Below are 14043 nucleotides of genomic sequence, written 5' to 3' on the forward strand. Positions count from 1 at the left end.
CATGCTTGTACAATTATCAATAAAAAATTTTGCGTTAATAGAACAATTAGAAATGAACTTTTCTAATCAATTCTCTATAATTACGGGTGAAACAGGTGCTGGTAAATCTATTTTACTAGGTGCTCTTGGACTCGTTTTAGGAAACCGAGCAGATTTAGGCTCTCTAAAAGATAAAGAACAAAAATGTGTAATAGAAGCCCATTTTAATCTGTCAGTCTATAATTTGAAAGGTTTTTTTGAAGAAAATGATATGGATTTTGAAGAAATAACGATTATCCGTCGTGAAATTCTTCCTTCTGGAAAATCAAGAGCATTTGTTAATGATAGCCCTGTAAATTTAACAGAATTGCAAGAATTAGGAACATTTTTAATTGATATTCATTCACAACAACAAACAAGAGAATTAATAGAAGAATCATATCAAATAGAAATATTAGACGCTATAGCATCTAATGCTACTCTTTTACAAACATACCAAAAAGACCTAAAACAGTATAAAACACTTCAAACTACATTAAAGAGAATTTTATCCGAAAAAGAATCTTTCGTAAAAGAATCAGATTATAATAGTTTTTTGTTAGAAGAACTAGTTCAAGCCAATTTAAAAGAAGGAGAACAACAAGAATTAGAAGATGTTTTTGAAAAACTAAATAATGTTGAAATTATAAAAGAAAACCTAGATAAATCTATTGCACTAAGCAAAGAAGAACAAATAGGAATTTTGCAAAATCTCAAAGAAGTAAAAAATTCACTTCAAAAAATAGGGAACTTTTCTCCAGAATATCAAGCTTTGTTAGAAAGAATAGCAAGCGTCTTAATAGAAATGGATGATCTACTTGTAGATTTAGAAAACCAAAGTGAAAAACTTTTTAGCGATCCTGAAAAACTACAGTTAGTTAGTCAAAAATTACAACTTATTTATAATCTGCAAAAAAAACATCAAGTAACCACTGTTGAAGAATTAATAAAAATTCAAAAAGATTTAGATGCAAAAGTTTTACATGCAGGAGATTTAGATGAACAAATACAAAAACTACAAATCGAGATAAGTAGTACACAAGAACAACTGATACAACAAACTAAAACCATTTCAAAAAAGCGTAAAGAAGTAGTGCCTATTTTGATTGCCCAAATGACAGCTATTTTGGGTGAATTAGGAATGTCTAATGCTCGTTTTGAATTTGATATAAAAGAATCAAATACATTTTTATTCAACGGAAAAGATGAGATACAATTATTGTTTTCGGCTAATAAAGGAACTGATTTCGGATTGCTAAAAAAAGTAGCTTCAGGAGGAGAAATGTCTCGGATAATGTTAGCTATAAAAGCAGTATTGGCTAACTATTCAAAGTTACCTACCATAATTTTTGATGAAATAGATACAGGTGTTTCAGGTGAAGTTGCTCAAAAAATGGCCAATATTATGAAGATAATGAGTGATAAAATGCAAGTTTTTGCTATTACACATTTACCCCAAATAGCCTCTAAAGGACAACAACATTATAAAGTATTTAAATCAGATCGTGAAGATGTTACCGTTTCAGAATTAAAATTACTATCTCTAGAAGAAAGAATAATCGAAATAGCAGAAATGTTATCAGGTAAAAATATTTCAGATTCCGCTATTGCACACGCAAAAGCTTTGCTTAACTAATTATTTAAACTAAATTTGCTAATCAAACTAATTGAAAAGATATGATTATTGAACCAAGAATGAGAGGTTTTATTTGTTTGACAGCACACCCAGAAGGTTGTGCCCAAAGCGTAAAAAACCAAATTAATTATGTAGTATCTAAAGGAAAAATTAATGGACCAAAAAGAGTGTTAGTAGTTGGTGCTTCTACAGGATTTGGTTTAGCTTCTAGAATTACAGCCGCTTTTGGTAGTGATGCGTCTACAATTGGGGTTTTCTTTGAAAAAGAACCAGTAGAAGGAAAAACAGCGACTCCAGGGTGGTATAATTCCGCAGCTTTTGAACAAGAAGCAAAAAAAGCAGGACTATATGCTAAAAGTATTAATGGAGATGCTTTTTCAAAAGAAATCAAGCAAAAAACGATTGATATGATAAAAAATGACTTAGGACAAGTAGACCTAGTCATATATAGTTTGGCTTCACCAGTGCGTATGCACCCTGAAACAAACATTTTATACCGCTCAGCATTAAAACCAATCGGTCAAGTTTTTAGTGATAAAACAGTTGATTTTCATACAGGAGTAGTATCAGAAGTTTCTATTCAATCAGCTACACAAGAAGATATAGATAATACAGTAGTTGTAATGGGAGGTGAAGATTGGACAATGTGGATAAATGAAATGAAAGAGGCAGGAGTATTGGCTCAAGGTGCTACAACTGTTGCTTATTCTTATATAGGACCAGAAGTTACAGAAGCCGTATATCGAAAAGGGACTATTGGACGTGCTAAAGATCATCTTGAAGCTACCGCTTTTGAAATAGATGAAAAATTAAAGGATATTAACGGACGTGCTTATATATCTGTAAACAAAGCATTAGTTACCCAAGCTAGTTCTGCAATACCTGTAATTCCTTTATATATATCATTGTTGTATAAAACAATGAAATCAGAAGGTTTACATGAAGGATGTATTGAACAAATGCAACGTTTATTCGCAGATCGTTTATATAATGGAGGAGAAGTACCTGTAGATGAAAAAGGACGTATTCGTGTAGACGATTGGGAAATGCGAGCAGATGTTCAGGAAACAGTCAAAAAATTATGGGCGCAAGCAGATACAGAAACTTTAAAAGAAATAGGCGATTTAGCAGGATATAAAAGCGATTTCTTAAATTTATTCGGTTTCGGTTTTGAAGGCGTTGATTATTTAGCTGATACAAATGAAATGGTTAATATTCAAAGTATAGACCAATAAAATAATAAATGAATGAATAATAGAAAGATTGTTTTGTAAAAAGACAATCTTTTTTTTATGCTAATCCCAGCTCCGTATTAGGCTTTAAAAAAGTGATACCATTTTTGTTTTGAAATTAGCTAAACCAAAATTCACTACAGAATACACGAATCAAGAGATATTACACGATATTATTACAGTAAATTTGAATCTTAAATGGTATGAATTAACGAAGTAAATTTATTCTACCTCGTTTTTCTTCCAATGCAAGCACGTATTCTCTTTTGATCATAAAAATAATTTCCCATTTCTTTTTCTGAAAATTTCCCTAGTATTTGAATGTCTTGAAAAGTTTTGTTTCACAACGAAGTCTAATGCGGAATCTAAATTAAAAAAATAAAGAACCAGTATTTAATTTTTACTTTTACAATAAATGGATTTATATAATCAGTATTGTATGAATTTCTCTTTCAATCAAAAAAGATCGTTGGTTTTTTAATACGTTCCATATCCAAAAAAATCAGTAGGCATACGTTACACAAACTAAAGATTAATTGTATGAAAATAAACAAAAAAAAAGATGAATAGGTAAAGTATAGAATGTCTTATGGTTAACAATGAAAAAAAACAAAAAAAAGAAGTATAAAAAATGCGAAATAGGATAAAAAACCTCTTGTTTTTCATGACTTTTTTTTGTTAAAAATGTAACTTTGTCAAAAAAAAATAAGAAGAATGAATTTTTCTTTTGTTATCCCAGTTTACAATAGACCTGATGAAATAGATGAACTATTAGAAAGTTTGACCAAACAAACTTATAATAAACCTTTTGAAATTATTATAGTAGAAGATGGCTCTACAATACCATGTGAATATATAGTAGATAAATACAGATCAAAACTAAATCTGACTTACTACCTAAAATATAATTCAGGGCCTGGTGATTCTCGTAACTTTGGAATGCAATATGCTAAAGGAGATTATTATATTATTTTAGATTCAGATTGTATACTACCCTCGCAATATTTGTCAGAGGTTGAAAAATCATTAGCTGAAAATTATGTAGATTGTTTTGGAGGGCCTGACGATATGTTAGCAAGTTTTACACCTATTCAAAAAGCAATTAATTTTGCAATGACCTCTGTATTAACCACTGGAGGAGTGAGAGGAGCCAGTGAAAAAATAGGGAAATTTCAACCAAGAAGTTTTAATATGGGAATTTCCAAAAAAGCATTTGAAGAATCAAAAGGATTTTCAAATATTCATCCAGGAGAAGATCCTGATTTGTCAATTCGTTTATGGAAAAAAGGATTTGACACAAAATTAATTCCTAATGCGTTTGTATATCATAAACGAAGAATTGATTGGGAAAAATTTTATATTCAAGTTAATAAGTTTGGAAAAGTAAGACCGATACTAAATAAATGGTATCCTGAATATGCTAAACCTACATTCTTTTTGCCGTCCCTGTTTGTGTTAGGGTTTATCTTAGGAATATTGTTGAGTTTTCTGTTTTTGTTCGATTGGCTGTTAAAAATATATTTTTTATACACTGTCATGATAATGATACTTTCTACCTATAAAAATAAAAATTTAAAAGTAGGCATTTATTCCATTGTGGCCGTTTGGAGACAATTTTTTGGATACGGTATAGGCTTTATAGAATCATATTATAAAATTAATGTACTAAGAAAGAAGCCAGAAGAAGCATTTCCAGAATTATTTTTTAAAATTTAATGACTAAAATTATCGGATTAACCGGAGGTATAGGAAGTGGTAAAACCACAGTCGCTCGATTATTTCAGAATAAAGGAATACCTGTTTATATAGCTGATGAAGAAGCTCGAAAAATAATGGCGTTACCTGAAACAGTTCAGAAAGTTGCTAGTTTGTTTGGGGAAGAAGTGTTAAAAGAAAATAAATTAAACAGGAAACAATTAGGGCAAGTTGTTTTTAACGATCCTTCTAAACTTAAGATGTTAAATGAATTAATACATCCTTTAGTCGCAGCACATTTTTATAAATGGATACAAATTCATAATTCTTTTCCTTTTGTAATAAAAGAATCCGCTATATTATTTGAAAGCGAAAGTTATAAAAATTGCGATAAAATTATTTTAGTTATAGCTCCAGAGGAGGAGCGAATTAAAAGAGTAATGCAACGTGATCAATTAACGAAAGAAGCTGTTTTGCAACGCATAAAAAATCAATTATCTGATGAAGAAAAGATTGTTAAAAGTGATTTTGTTATAAAAAACGAAAATTTAAAAGAAACCAGTAAAAAAATTAGTGATATTCTTAAATTTTTATCAAATCTTTATCAAAAAACCTAATTGTTAATATTTGGTTAATTTTATTAACATTTAAATGTTAAATATTATATTTGTTTCAATGAATAAAAATTGGTTTCGTTTTGTTGTCGTACTAATGTCAATTGCTCTACTAGGGATAGTAGCTGTACAAGGATATTTGATAAATGTTTCCTTTAAAAATAAAGAAGAACAGTTTAAATACCAAGTTAAACAAGTAATTGACAATGTAGCAAGAGAGGTAGAAGAACAAGAAGCTTACTCCTTTTTAAGTCGATTTAGTAAAATAAAAGATAGTATAGGTAAAGATCCTGAAAGAAGCGAGTTAATGAAATTTTTTTACGTAGAAAAAAATGAATTAACAAATCAAACGATAATTTATTCAAATAGCATAATCCCAGAAGATTATTCTGTTTCATCCTCGTTCTTTGATAAAAAAAATGATTCCACACGAATTAAAAATTATGTAGCAAAACGAGTAACAGAAGTGTATAATGAAACCACTTTAAATGATCAAAACATGAGTTCAGTAGTACACCCTTCTGATCTAATAGAAAAAGCGGGAGTAGTAGAAATTCTGGATAAAGCAACATTTGAACTAAATTTTAAAGATATAGCGGCCACTAGACAGGTGTCCCAAAGAGTAAGTGTGGAACAATTACAGATTTTATTTGCAAATGAACTAAAAGCATTAGGAATAAATACCCCTTTTGAATTTGGAGTATACAATAATGGATTGGCAACTAAAGTAAAATCGGAGCATTTCAAATATGATAAAAAAAACACTTACGATACTCCACTCTTTAAAGATAATGATGGAATTAGTAGATACCAATTATTGTTAAGCTTTCCTAAAAAGAAAGTCTTTTTAGCGTCCGATTTTGTAGGAATAGCATTTCTAGCCTTCTTATTTACATCTATTATTATTGTAGCGTACTATAGTGCCTTAAAACAACTTAATACCCAACGTCATATTTCAGAAATCAAAACAGACTTTATCAATAATATGACGCATGAATTCAAAACACCTATTGCAACCATCAATTTAGCTTTAGATGCTATTCGGAATCCTAAAGTAATTGATGATAAAGAAAAAGTACAACGCTATTTGCAAATGATTAAAGATGAAAACAAAAGAATGCACGCGCAAGTAGAAAATGTTTTAAGAATTTCAAAATTAGAAAAGAAAGAACTAGATATAACAAAAGAATGTCACGACGTACACGACATGCTAGAAGAAGCAATTGAACACGTAAGTTTAATTGTAGAAGATCGCCAAGGTAAAATGAAAACCAATTTTAACGCCTTAAAATCAAAAGCTTTATTAAATGATATTCATTTTACTAATGTCTTGGTAAATGTTTTAGAAAACGCTGTGAAATATACACCAGAATCTCCTATAATAGAAATAAGTACAGAAAATGTTAAAAATTTCATCGTTATAAAAATAAAAGACAATGGAATAGGTATTAGCAAAGTATCGCAAAAGAAAATTTTTGATAAATTTTATAGAGAACACACGGGAGATATCCATAATGTAAAAGGGCATGGATTAGGATTAGCCTATGTAAAAAGAATTATGGACGATCATCACGGTGAAGTGGTGGTAGAAAGTGAAAAAGGTAAAGGAAGTACATTTATAATAAAATTACCCTTAATAGTTTGATTATGGAAACGGTAAAGAAAATATTATTAGTAGAAGACGATCCTAATTTTGGTTCAATTCTTCGAGATTATTTAAGTATGAATGATTTTGAAGTAATATTAGCCAAAAATGGAATGGAAGGTTTTGAAAAATTCAAGAAAGATGAATATGATCTATGTATTCTTGATGTTATGATGCCTTATAAAGACGGCTTTACTCTAGCCAAAGAAATTAGAGAAAAAAATAAAGAAGTTCCTCTTATTTTCCTTACAGCAAAGACTATGAAAGAAGATGTCTTAAAAGGATATAAAGTAGGAGCTGATGATTATTTGAACAAACCTTTTGACTCAGAAGTTTTGTTGATGAAAATACGTGCCATTATTCAACGAAAAGCCACTGAAATAAGAGGAGATGCTAGCAAATTTGAATTTGAAATAGGTAAATTTCATTTAAATGCTAAATTACGCTTCTTAACTTATCCAGGAGATGAACCCGTTAAACTCTCCCCAAAAGAAAATGAGTTACTCAAAATGTTAGCATTACACGAAAATGATTTGATGCCACGCGAACTAGCATTAACAAAAATATGGCGAGATGATAACTACTTTACTTCTCGTAGTATGGATGTTTATATTGCCAAACTACGTAAATATCTTAAACAAGATGAAAATGTTGAAATACTTAATATTCACGGTGAAGGATTCCGATTAGTTGTAAAAAATAGTTAATCTTTTAGAATATTAAGATTTTTTATTAAAAAAATAAATTTTCAAAGAGTATATTCAGAAGTAAAATGTATTCATGAAATCAAGATTCAAGATCTTTTTACTTTTGAGTTTAACTTCCATTTTTATACCCAGATTGCGCATTAGGCTTCATTGAAAAATCAGTAAATTAAAGTGCCCATGGAAAATTTTAAAAGATGAAACAGTCTACTGTTTCGGTGAATAAAATTTGAGTACGTGCTTGAATTGGAAGAAAAATAAAGTTGAATAGATTTACTTCGTCTATTCGCTACGCTCGGGTCTAATGTGTAATCTAGGTTTAAAAGGAATCAGAAAATATTTTGTATAAAAAAAGCTGCCTATATAGGCAGCTTTTTTGTTCTAATTAGTAAAATCTTGATCTTCTAATTTGGGATCAGTTATTTTGTTATTATGTAGTTTAACTGGATTTTTAGATTTTTTCATTCTTAAGTTTAAGAACTCTACAAATAAAGAGAAAAAGATTGAAAAGTATAAATATCCTTTAGGTATGCTATGAACTTCTGTACCACCAAAGAAAGCTATATGAGCAAGGTGTCCACCTTCTGCCAATAACATAACACCAATTAAAATGAGGAATGATAATCCTAAAATTTGAATAGTAGGGTGGTTGTTTACAAATTTACTTACAGGACCCGCAAAGATCATCATAATTACAATTGAAATAATAATAGAAAGAATCATAATGATTAAAGCACCTTCGTATCCAAAACCTTCTGGAGCAGGTTTCATACTGACTAAACCAACAGCTGTCAGAATGCTATCAAAAGAAAAAACTAAGTTTAAAGCAGCAATTTGAAAAACGGCAGCAGATAAGCTATTGCTTGCGTTTCCTTTTTCTCCTTCTTCTTCACCTTCTAGTTTGTGATGTATTTCAGATACTGATTTGTATAACAAAAATAAACCTCCTCCGAAAATAATAAGGCTTTGTCCTGTTATGCCAGCTTGAAACCATCCCCAATCAATGTGAAATAATACTTCTTGTAAGCTTAAAACCCATGTAATACCAAATAATAGTACAATACGAAAAGCCATGGCTAGTAATAAACCAATTCTACGGGCTTTGGGTTGTTCTTCCTCTTTTAATTTTCCAGATACGATTGACAAGAAAACAATATTGTCAATACCTAAAATAATTTCTAAAAAAGTTAAAGTTAATAATGCTATCCAAGCATCTGGGTTAAATAAGATTTCCATTTTGTCTGTTTGAATTTACAATCATTATACGCGGCTATTTTGTTTTTGTTACAAAACCTTTTTGTTTTTTTGATTCACCTACGAAACAATATTCAAAAAAATAACCTTTTTTGTTGGTACTCAATATTTTAATTTGAATGGCTTTTTTTTCTTCTAAATTTTTCGGGTTTACTTTTTGAAGTATATATTCGCAATCATTTACCCATCGAACTCTGGCAGTATCTGTTTTTCCTTCAAAAGTTTCTATTTGTAATGAGTCGTTACGTATAAATTGAGAGGTATGCTTTACACCTTCAATTTTTTGATTAAATTCAAAAGTTCCTGTTTTAAAATCGTTACAATTACGTTCTACGTTATAACAAGAAATAAGGGTAAATGTTGTTAGAAGGAAAAATAAATATTTGGACATTTTGACAGTAATTTTAAAGATTAGGTAAATTGTTTTCTTTTAAAAATTTGTTTGTATTGTATTCTTTTGATTGGTTTTTAGGAATAGATAGGTTATCCCAATGCTCATTTTTAATCATTTTAGCATAAAATACGATTTGGCCAATATGATATGGATAATGAGCTAACTGACGATTAATAGCATCTATAACTGTTTGTTCTTCATTGCGGATATAAATGATTTGATTTAAATTATCAGGTTTTAAAGTGTTAATGGTATTAAAAAAACATTTCCATCCTTTTTCCCATAAAATTAAAAGGGTTTCTTTAGAAACAAGATGATTTTCGAATTCAGCATCGCGGTTTCGCCATTCTTTTTCACCATCAGAAGTGAGGAAATCAGTCCAACGAGAGATCATATTGCCAGCTATATGTTGTATGATTATAGCAATTGAGTTAGTGTTTTCATGGGATGTTGTAAACAGTTGTTCAGATTCTAGTTGAGCTATGGCTTTATCTGCAATAGTTTTATAATAAAGCATTTGTTTTTTTACGCTTTCTAGGTAAAGATTAGCGTTTTTCATTGAATAAACTTTTCATTATAGTTTGAATTCCTTTGAACATAAGATATATTGAAAGTAAACAGATAGTGATTCCTAAGCCTAAAACAGGAATATAAAAGGGGTGATTTTGATTTTTAAATGAGCTGAAAATAACAGAGGGACCTATGAACATAAGAGGCAAAGCCATTGCTAAATTTTTAATCCCTTTTAGTAAGATATCTTTATTAGTTGACATTGTTGTTGTTTGTAGTTAATTATTGATTAAATGTTAAGGTGTTTTATAATTTATAATTTGTGATAGCTTTTCTAACACTACCATGTTGTTTTAAAAGTTTTTGAGCTTCGTCATAACTTACTGGAATTTCACTCATTATCATTCGAGTCCCACGATCAATTAGTTTTGTATTGCTGAGCTGCATATCAACCATTTGGTTTCCTTTTACGTGGCCTAATTGGATCATGGTGGTAGTAGAAATCATGTTTAAAACTAACTTTTGTGCTGTGCCTGCTTTCATACGGCTACTACCAGTAACAAATTCAGGACCAACAACAACTTCAATTGGAAATTGAGCGGTTAAGGCTAGTGGGCTTCCTGCATTACAGGTTATTCCGCCTGTTATAATATTATTTTCATGGCATTTTTCTAATCCTCCTAAAACGTAAGGAGTTGTTCCAGATGCTGCTATACCAATAACAATATCGTTTTCGTTAATATTCCACTCTTGTAGATCTTGCCAAGCTTGTAGAGGATTGTCTTCGGCAAATTCTACTGCTTTTCTTATGGCTGTATCTCCGCCAGCTATTAATCCAATTACTTTGTCAAAAGAAACACCAAAAGTAGGAGGGCATTCAGAAGCATCTACAATTCCTAATCTTCCAGAAGTGCCTGCGCCTATATAAAATAAGCGTCCGCCTATCTTCATTTTTGCAATGATTTGATTAACCAAGGCTTCAATTTGTGGTAATGCTTTTTCTATAGCTAAAGGAACTGTCTTGTCTTCATTATTAATATTGGTTAATATATCATGAGTTGACATTTTTTCTAAATCCTGATATTCGGATGATTGTTCGGTAGTTTTTGTAAAAGTCATTTTTTATAAGTTAAAAGCAATAATGTTTTTTGTTTTTTAAGAAATACTCTTTACATGAAATACGCTAAAATAATACCTAATATGATAGCAATTAGTTTAGCTAAGTTAAATTTGTGTCCTTCACTACTTTCAAAAATAATAGTGGAAGAAATATGAAATAAAATACCAATTACGAAAGCTGTGATTTCTTTATGATAGGTAACCAAAATATCAAAACAAGATGAAATATATGTTCCGATAGGAGTCATCAGAGCAAAACTTAACATGAATAAAGCAATTTGCATTTTATTTAGATCTGACTGAATTAGAAAAGTGGTTAAAATGATGGCAATAGGAAAATGATGTATTGATATTCCTAAAGCCACATGGGGATGCTGACTTATGGGCATTCCTTCTAATAAAGCATGTAGACATAAACTTATAAACAAAGCCCAAGGTATATGTGATAAATGATTATGTCCGTGTACATGACCATGTTCTGCTCCTTGTGAAAAATATTCTAAAATAATTTGAAATAGAATACCTGCCATAATAAACATGCCTATGTTGTTATGTAAATGTTCATTAGTATTCGTATTTGTATTTGTGAAAATTTGAGGAAGTAAATGTGAAACAGTTAATGCTAATAGAAAAGAACCACTAAAAGCCAATAATAATTTTAGATTCTTCTTGTTTTTAGGTTGTATAAAAGTAGCAACTATATAACCTAATATAACAGATAAAAAAGGAATTAAATATATCATTTATGTTGATTTCTGATGGGTTCATTTGTTTTTCTTTAATCTAAAAGTACAAATGAACCCATAAACTTTATTTAAAAATCATTATTAATCGTTCTGACTCGTTTTTGTAAAATTTACGTAGTTTATAATCGCCAAAAATTTCTAAAAGATAAATACCAGCTTCTTCCATCATGCTCTCAAAATCTTGTAGGGTTAGAGCACGAACTTTTTCTGTAAAATGATATTTTATTCCTTTGTCTTCAAAATCAATTTCTTTAAAGATGTACCCTTCTTTTACATGTCGCTTGATATGAAAATCAATTTCATCAACTGTTTTGGTTTCTTCAGGAACTAAATTTTGGATGATGTATTCAGTGTTTAAAAAATCAATAACCGCAAAGCCATATTCTGTTAAACTTTCTTTAATGGCTATTAGCGTTTTAAGATTGTCATTTTCATTTTCAAAATAGCCAAAACTGGTAAATAGATTTAATACAGCATCATATTTTTCTTTTGTATGCTCACGCATATCATGTACTTTGAAGTGTAAATTGTTATTGCTGAATCGAGATGCCTCGGCAATACTGTTTTCTGCTAGATCAACTCCTGTAACATCATAACCTAATTGGTTTAGGTAAATAGAATGACGTCCTTTTCCACAAGCCAAATCTAAAATTTTAGCTTCCTCAGGTAAGTTTAAATAATGCGTTAAATTATCCATGAATAATTGCGCTTCTTGATCATTCCTGTCTTTATAAAGAATATGATAATAAGGGGAGTTAAACCACGTTTCGAACCAATTTTCTGATTGGGTATTTTGGGTTTCTGATTTATGATTTGATAATTCTGACATTTATACTTATTTGCATACAAATTTAAAGTATTTTTGCATTCCAATTTCAGATTTAAAATTTGATATTCGAAAAATATTTAGAATTTGAAATTTGGCGTTAAAAAATTGGAATGTCAGAATTTAAAATAATTTATGGAAAATAATTTTAAAATGGTTGCTAAGACACTTTTTGGTTTGGAAGAAGTGTTGGCAAAAGAATTACAAATATTAGGTGCTCAAAAAGTAGAGATAGGAACCCGTATGGTGAGTTTTGTTGGAGATAAAGGGTTTATGTACAAAGCTAATTTAGCATTACGTACAGCCTTAAAAATTCTAAAACCTATACATCAGTTTAGAGTTTATAACGAATCTAGTTTGTATAAAGGAATTCAACAAGTAGATTGGGCACAGTATTTTGGAGCTAATCAAACGTTTGTGATAGATACAACTGTAAATTCAGAGTATTTTAACCATTCGCAATTTGTGGCATTAAAATGTAAAGATGCCATTGTAGATCAATTCAAAGAAAAATTAGGGCATCGTCCTAGTATTGATAAAGACCATCCAGATGTACGCATTAACATACATATTGATAGAGAAAATTGTTCTGTTTCCTTAGATTCTTCGGGTGATTCGTTACACCATAGAGGATATAGAACTGCAACAAATATTGCTCCTATAAATGAGGTGTTAGCGGCTGGTATATTACTATTATCAGGTTGGGATGGTAGTTGTAACTTTATGGATCCCATGTGTGGTTCAGGAACTATTTTGGCTGAAGCTGCAATGATTGCATGTAATATTCCAGCCAATATTAACCGCAAAGAATTTGCTTTTGAAAAATGGGCTGATTGGGATAATGATTTATTTGATAAGATAATGGATTCATTACTAAATAAAACCAGAGAATTTCATTATAAAATTATTGGTTATGATAAAGCTCCAAGTGCTGTAATAAAGGCCAGAACTAATGTTACACAAGCTAATTTAGATGAATATATTATCATTCGTGAGCAAAACTTTTTTGAAACGAAAAAGACATTAGAAGGACCATTACACATGGTTTTTAATCCACCTTATGGAGAGCGATTAGATATTCATTTGGAACGCTTTTATCGTGAAATAGGAGATACATTAAAACAAGGGTATCCTAATACGAATGCTTGGTTTATAACGGGTAATATGGAGGCATTAAAGTTTGTAGGATTAAAACCTTCAAGAAAAATTAAATTGTTTAATGGTAAGTTAGAATCGCGTTTAGCCAAGTTCGAAATGTATGAAGGAAGTAAAAAAGGCAAATTTTTAACGCCTCAGAATTAAGATTTTTTACTACTAGCTTTATTCTTTGAAAAGAATTAAACCCAGATTTGAGATTACACTTCGTTGTAAAATAAAAGAATAATAAATTCAAAGCTCACGTAAAATTTTAAAAAAAGAAATAACGAAACTATTTGGATGATTAAAATTGAAGTACGTGCTTGAATTGAAAGAAAAAATAAAGTGAAATAGATTGGTCTCACCAATTCACTTCGTTCGAGTCTAATGTAGAATTTTGATTATATATATTAAAAATATTTGTTAAGAAACAGTGAAATAATGATTTGTTTTTTTTGTTATTCGCTTTTTCTACTATTATTATAACTTTGTTAATTCCAATATTGGCTCAAA

General features: G+C 29.9%; 14 protein-coding genes. 7 read left to right on the top strand and 7 right to left on the bottom strand.

Annotated elements, in window-relative coordinates; translation table 11 throughout:
- Position 1 precedes the first annotated feature (1 nt).
- The 6 genes from recN (at position 2) to NAB20_RS09585 (ending at position 7547) form a co-directional block, all read left to right on the top strand.
- Positions 2–1654, top strand: a complete 1653-nt coding sequence (gene recN, locus NAB20_RS09560; RefSeq protein WP_375605050.1) for a DNA repair protein RecN — start codon at positions 2–4, stop codon at positions 1652–1654.
- A gap of 41 nt (positions 1655–1695) precedes the next feature.
- Positions 1696–2889, top strand: coding sequence for an enoyl-ACP reductase FabV (fabV, locus tag NAB20_RS09565; protein ID WP_088393535.1), 1194 nt, complete (start codon positions 1696–1698; stop codon positions 2887–2889).
- A gap of 711 nt (positions 2890–3600) precedes the next feature.
- Entirely contained in the window at positions 3601–4602 is a 1002-nt protein-coding gene (locus tag NAB20_RS09570; RefSeq protein ID WP_375605051.1) for a glycosyltransferase, read from the top strand.
- A complete protein-coding gene (gene coaE, locus NAB20_RS09575) occupies positions 4602–5198 on the top strand; it encodes a dephospho-CoA kinase (protein ID WP_105196660.1) in 597 nt (198 codons plus the stop codon). The genes NAB20_RS09570 and coaE overlap by 1 nt, the downstream gene beginning before the upstream one ends.
- 58 nt (positions 5199–5256) lie before the next feature.
- On the top strand, positions 5257–6840 hold the full coding sequence (locus NAB20_RS09580; RefSeq protein ID WP_105196659.1) for a sensor histidine kinase KdpD: 1584 nt from the start codon (positions 5257–5259) through the stop codon (positions 6838–6840).
- A gap of 2 nt (positions 6841–6842) precedes the next feature.
- On the top strand, positions 6843–7547 hold the full coding sequence (locus NAB20_RS09585; protein ID WP_105196658.1) for a response regulator transcription factor: 705 nt from the start codon (positions 6843–6845) through the stop codon (positions 7545–7547).
- 378 nt (positions 7548–7925) lie between these two features.
- On the opposite strand, the gene NAB20_RS09590 is transcribed toward NAB20_RS09585, so the two are convergent.
- The 7 genes from NAB20_RS09590 to NAB20_RS09620 all read right to left on the bottom strand — a co-directional run bounded on the left by NAB20_RS09590 (position 7926) and on the right by NAB20_RS09620 (position 12396).
- Positions 7926–8780: a TerC family protein gene (locus NAB20_RS09590; RefSeq protein ID WP_088393220.1), complete on the bottom strand. Its 855-nt coding sequence runs from the start codon at positions 8778–8780 to the stop codon at positions 7926–7928.
- A 34-nt stretch (positions 8781–8814) separates the two neighbouring features.
- Positions 8815–9189 carry a DNA topoisomerase IV gene (locus NAB20_RS09595; protein ID WP_105196657.1) on the bottom strand — a complete coding sequence of 125 codons (375 nt, stop codon included), beginning with the start codon at positions 9187–9189 and terminating at the stop codon, positions 8815–8817.
- A 13-nt stretch (positions 9190–9202) separates the two neighbouring features.
- On the bottom strand, positions 9203–9751 hold the full coding sequence (locus NAB20_RS09600; RefSeq protein ID WP_105196656.1) for a DUF1572 family protein: 549 nt from the start codon (positions 9749–9751) through the stop codon (positions 9203–9205).
- Positions 9738–9965 carry a DUF6095 family protein gene (locus tag NAB20_RS09605; RefSeq protein ID WP_088393226.1) on the bottom strand — a complete coding sequence of 76 codons (228 nt, stop codon included), beginning with the start codon at positions 9963–9965 and terminating at the stop codon, positions 9738–9740. Before NAB20_RS09605 ends, NAB20_RS09600 begins: the two co-directional genes overlap by 14 nt.
- A gap of 43 nt (positions 9966–10008) precedes the next feature.
- Positions 10009–10821 carry an N-acetylmuramic acid 6-phosphate etherase gene (gene murQ / locus NAB20_RS09610; RefSeq protein ID WP_088393228.1) on the bottom strand — a complete coding sequence of 271 codons (813 nt, stop codon included), beginning with the start codon at positions 10819–10821 and terminating at the stop codon, positions 10009–10011.
- A gap of 50 nt (positions 10822–10871) precedes the next feature.
- Positions 10872–11564: a ZIP family metal transporter gene (locus NAB20_RS09615; protein ID WP_088393230.1), complete on the bottom strand. Its 693-nt coding sequence runs from the start codon at positions 11562–11564 to the stop codon at positions 10872–10874.
- 67 nt (positions 11565–11631) lie between these two features.
- Positions 11632–12396: a bifunctional 2-polyprenyl-6-hydroxyphenol methylase/3-demethylubiquinol 3-O-methyltransferase UbiG gene (locus NAB20_RS09620; protein WP_088393232.1), complete on the bottom strand. Its 765-nt coding sequence runs from the start codon at positions 12394–12396 to the stop codon at positions 11632–11634.
- A 132-nt stretch (positions 12397–12528) separates the two neighbouring features.
- Between NAB20_RS09620 and NAB20_RS09625 the strand changes: the two genes are divergently transcribed.
- A complete protein-coding gene (locus NAB20_RS09625; protein ID WP_105196653.1) occupies positions 12529–13695 on the top strand; it encodes a class I SAM-dependent RNA methyltransferase in 1167 nt (388 codons plus the stop codon).
- Positions 13696–14043: the final 348 nt, after the last annotated feature.

Origin of the sequence: Flavobacterium davisii, assembly GCF_042182265.1 — a bacterium.
GTDB classification, from domain to species: domain Bacteria; phylum Bacteroidota; class Bacteroidia; order Flavobacteriales; family Flavobacteriaceae; genus Flavobacterium; species Flavobacterium davisii.

Bases quoted from the DNA above. Each gene is read 5' to 3' on its own strand.
- NAB20_RS09590 (WP_088393220.1), bottom strand. From the start codon at position 8,780: ATGGAAATCTTATTTAACCCAGATGCTTGGATAGCATTATTAACTTTA.
- recN (WP_375605050.1), top strand. From the start codon at position 2: ATGCTTGTACAATTATCAATAAAAAATTTTGCGTTAATAGAACAATTA.
- NAB20_RS09615 (WP_088393230.1), bottom strand. From the start codon at position 11,564: ATGATATATTTAATTCCTTTTTTATCTGTTATATTAGGTTATATAGTT.
- NAB20_RS09570 (WP_375605051.1), top strand. From the start codon at position 3,601: ATGAATTTTTCTTTTGTTATCCCAGTTTACAATAGACCTGATGAAATA.
- murQ (WP_088393228.1), bottom strand. From the start codon at position 10,821: ATGACTTTTACAAAAACTACCGAACAATCATCCGAATATCAGGATTTA.
- NAB20_RS09585 (WP_105196658.1), top strand. From the start codon at position 6,843: ATGGAAACGGTAAAGAAAATATTATTAGTAGAAGACGATCCTAATTTT.
- coaE (WP_105196660.1), top strand. From the start codon at position 4,602: ATGACTAAAATTATCGGATTAACCGGAGGTATAGGAAGTGGTAAAACC.
- NAB20_RS09605 (WP_088393226.1), bottom strand. From the start codon at position 9,965: ATGTCAACTAATAAAGATATCTTACTAAAAGGGATTAAAAATTTAGCA.
- NAB20_RS09600 (WP_105196656.1), bottom strand. From the start codon at position 9,751: ATGAAAAACGCTAATCTTTACCTAGAAAGCGTAAAAAAACAAATGCTT.
- fabV (WP_088393535.1), top strand. From the start codon at position 1,696: ATGATTATTGAACCAAGAATGAGAGGTTTTATTTGTTTGACAGCACAC.
- NAB20_RS09580 (WP_105196659.1), top strand. From the start codon at position 5,257: ATGAATAAAAATTGGTTTCGTTTTGTTGTCGTACTAATGTCAATTGCT.
- NAB20_RS09620 (WP_088393232.1), bottom strand. From the start codon at position 12,396: ATGTCAGAATTATCAAATCATAAATCAGAAACCCAAAATACCCAATCA.
- NAB20_RS09625 (WP_105196653.1), top strand. From the start codon at position 12,529: ATGGAAAATAATTTTAAAATGGTTGCTAAGACACTTTTTGGTTTGGAA.
- NAB20_RS09595 (WP_105196657.1), bottom strand. From the start codon at position 9,189: ATGTCCAAATATTTATTTTTCCTTCTAACAACATTTACCCTTATTTCT.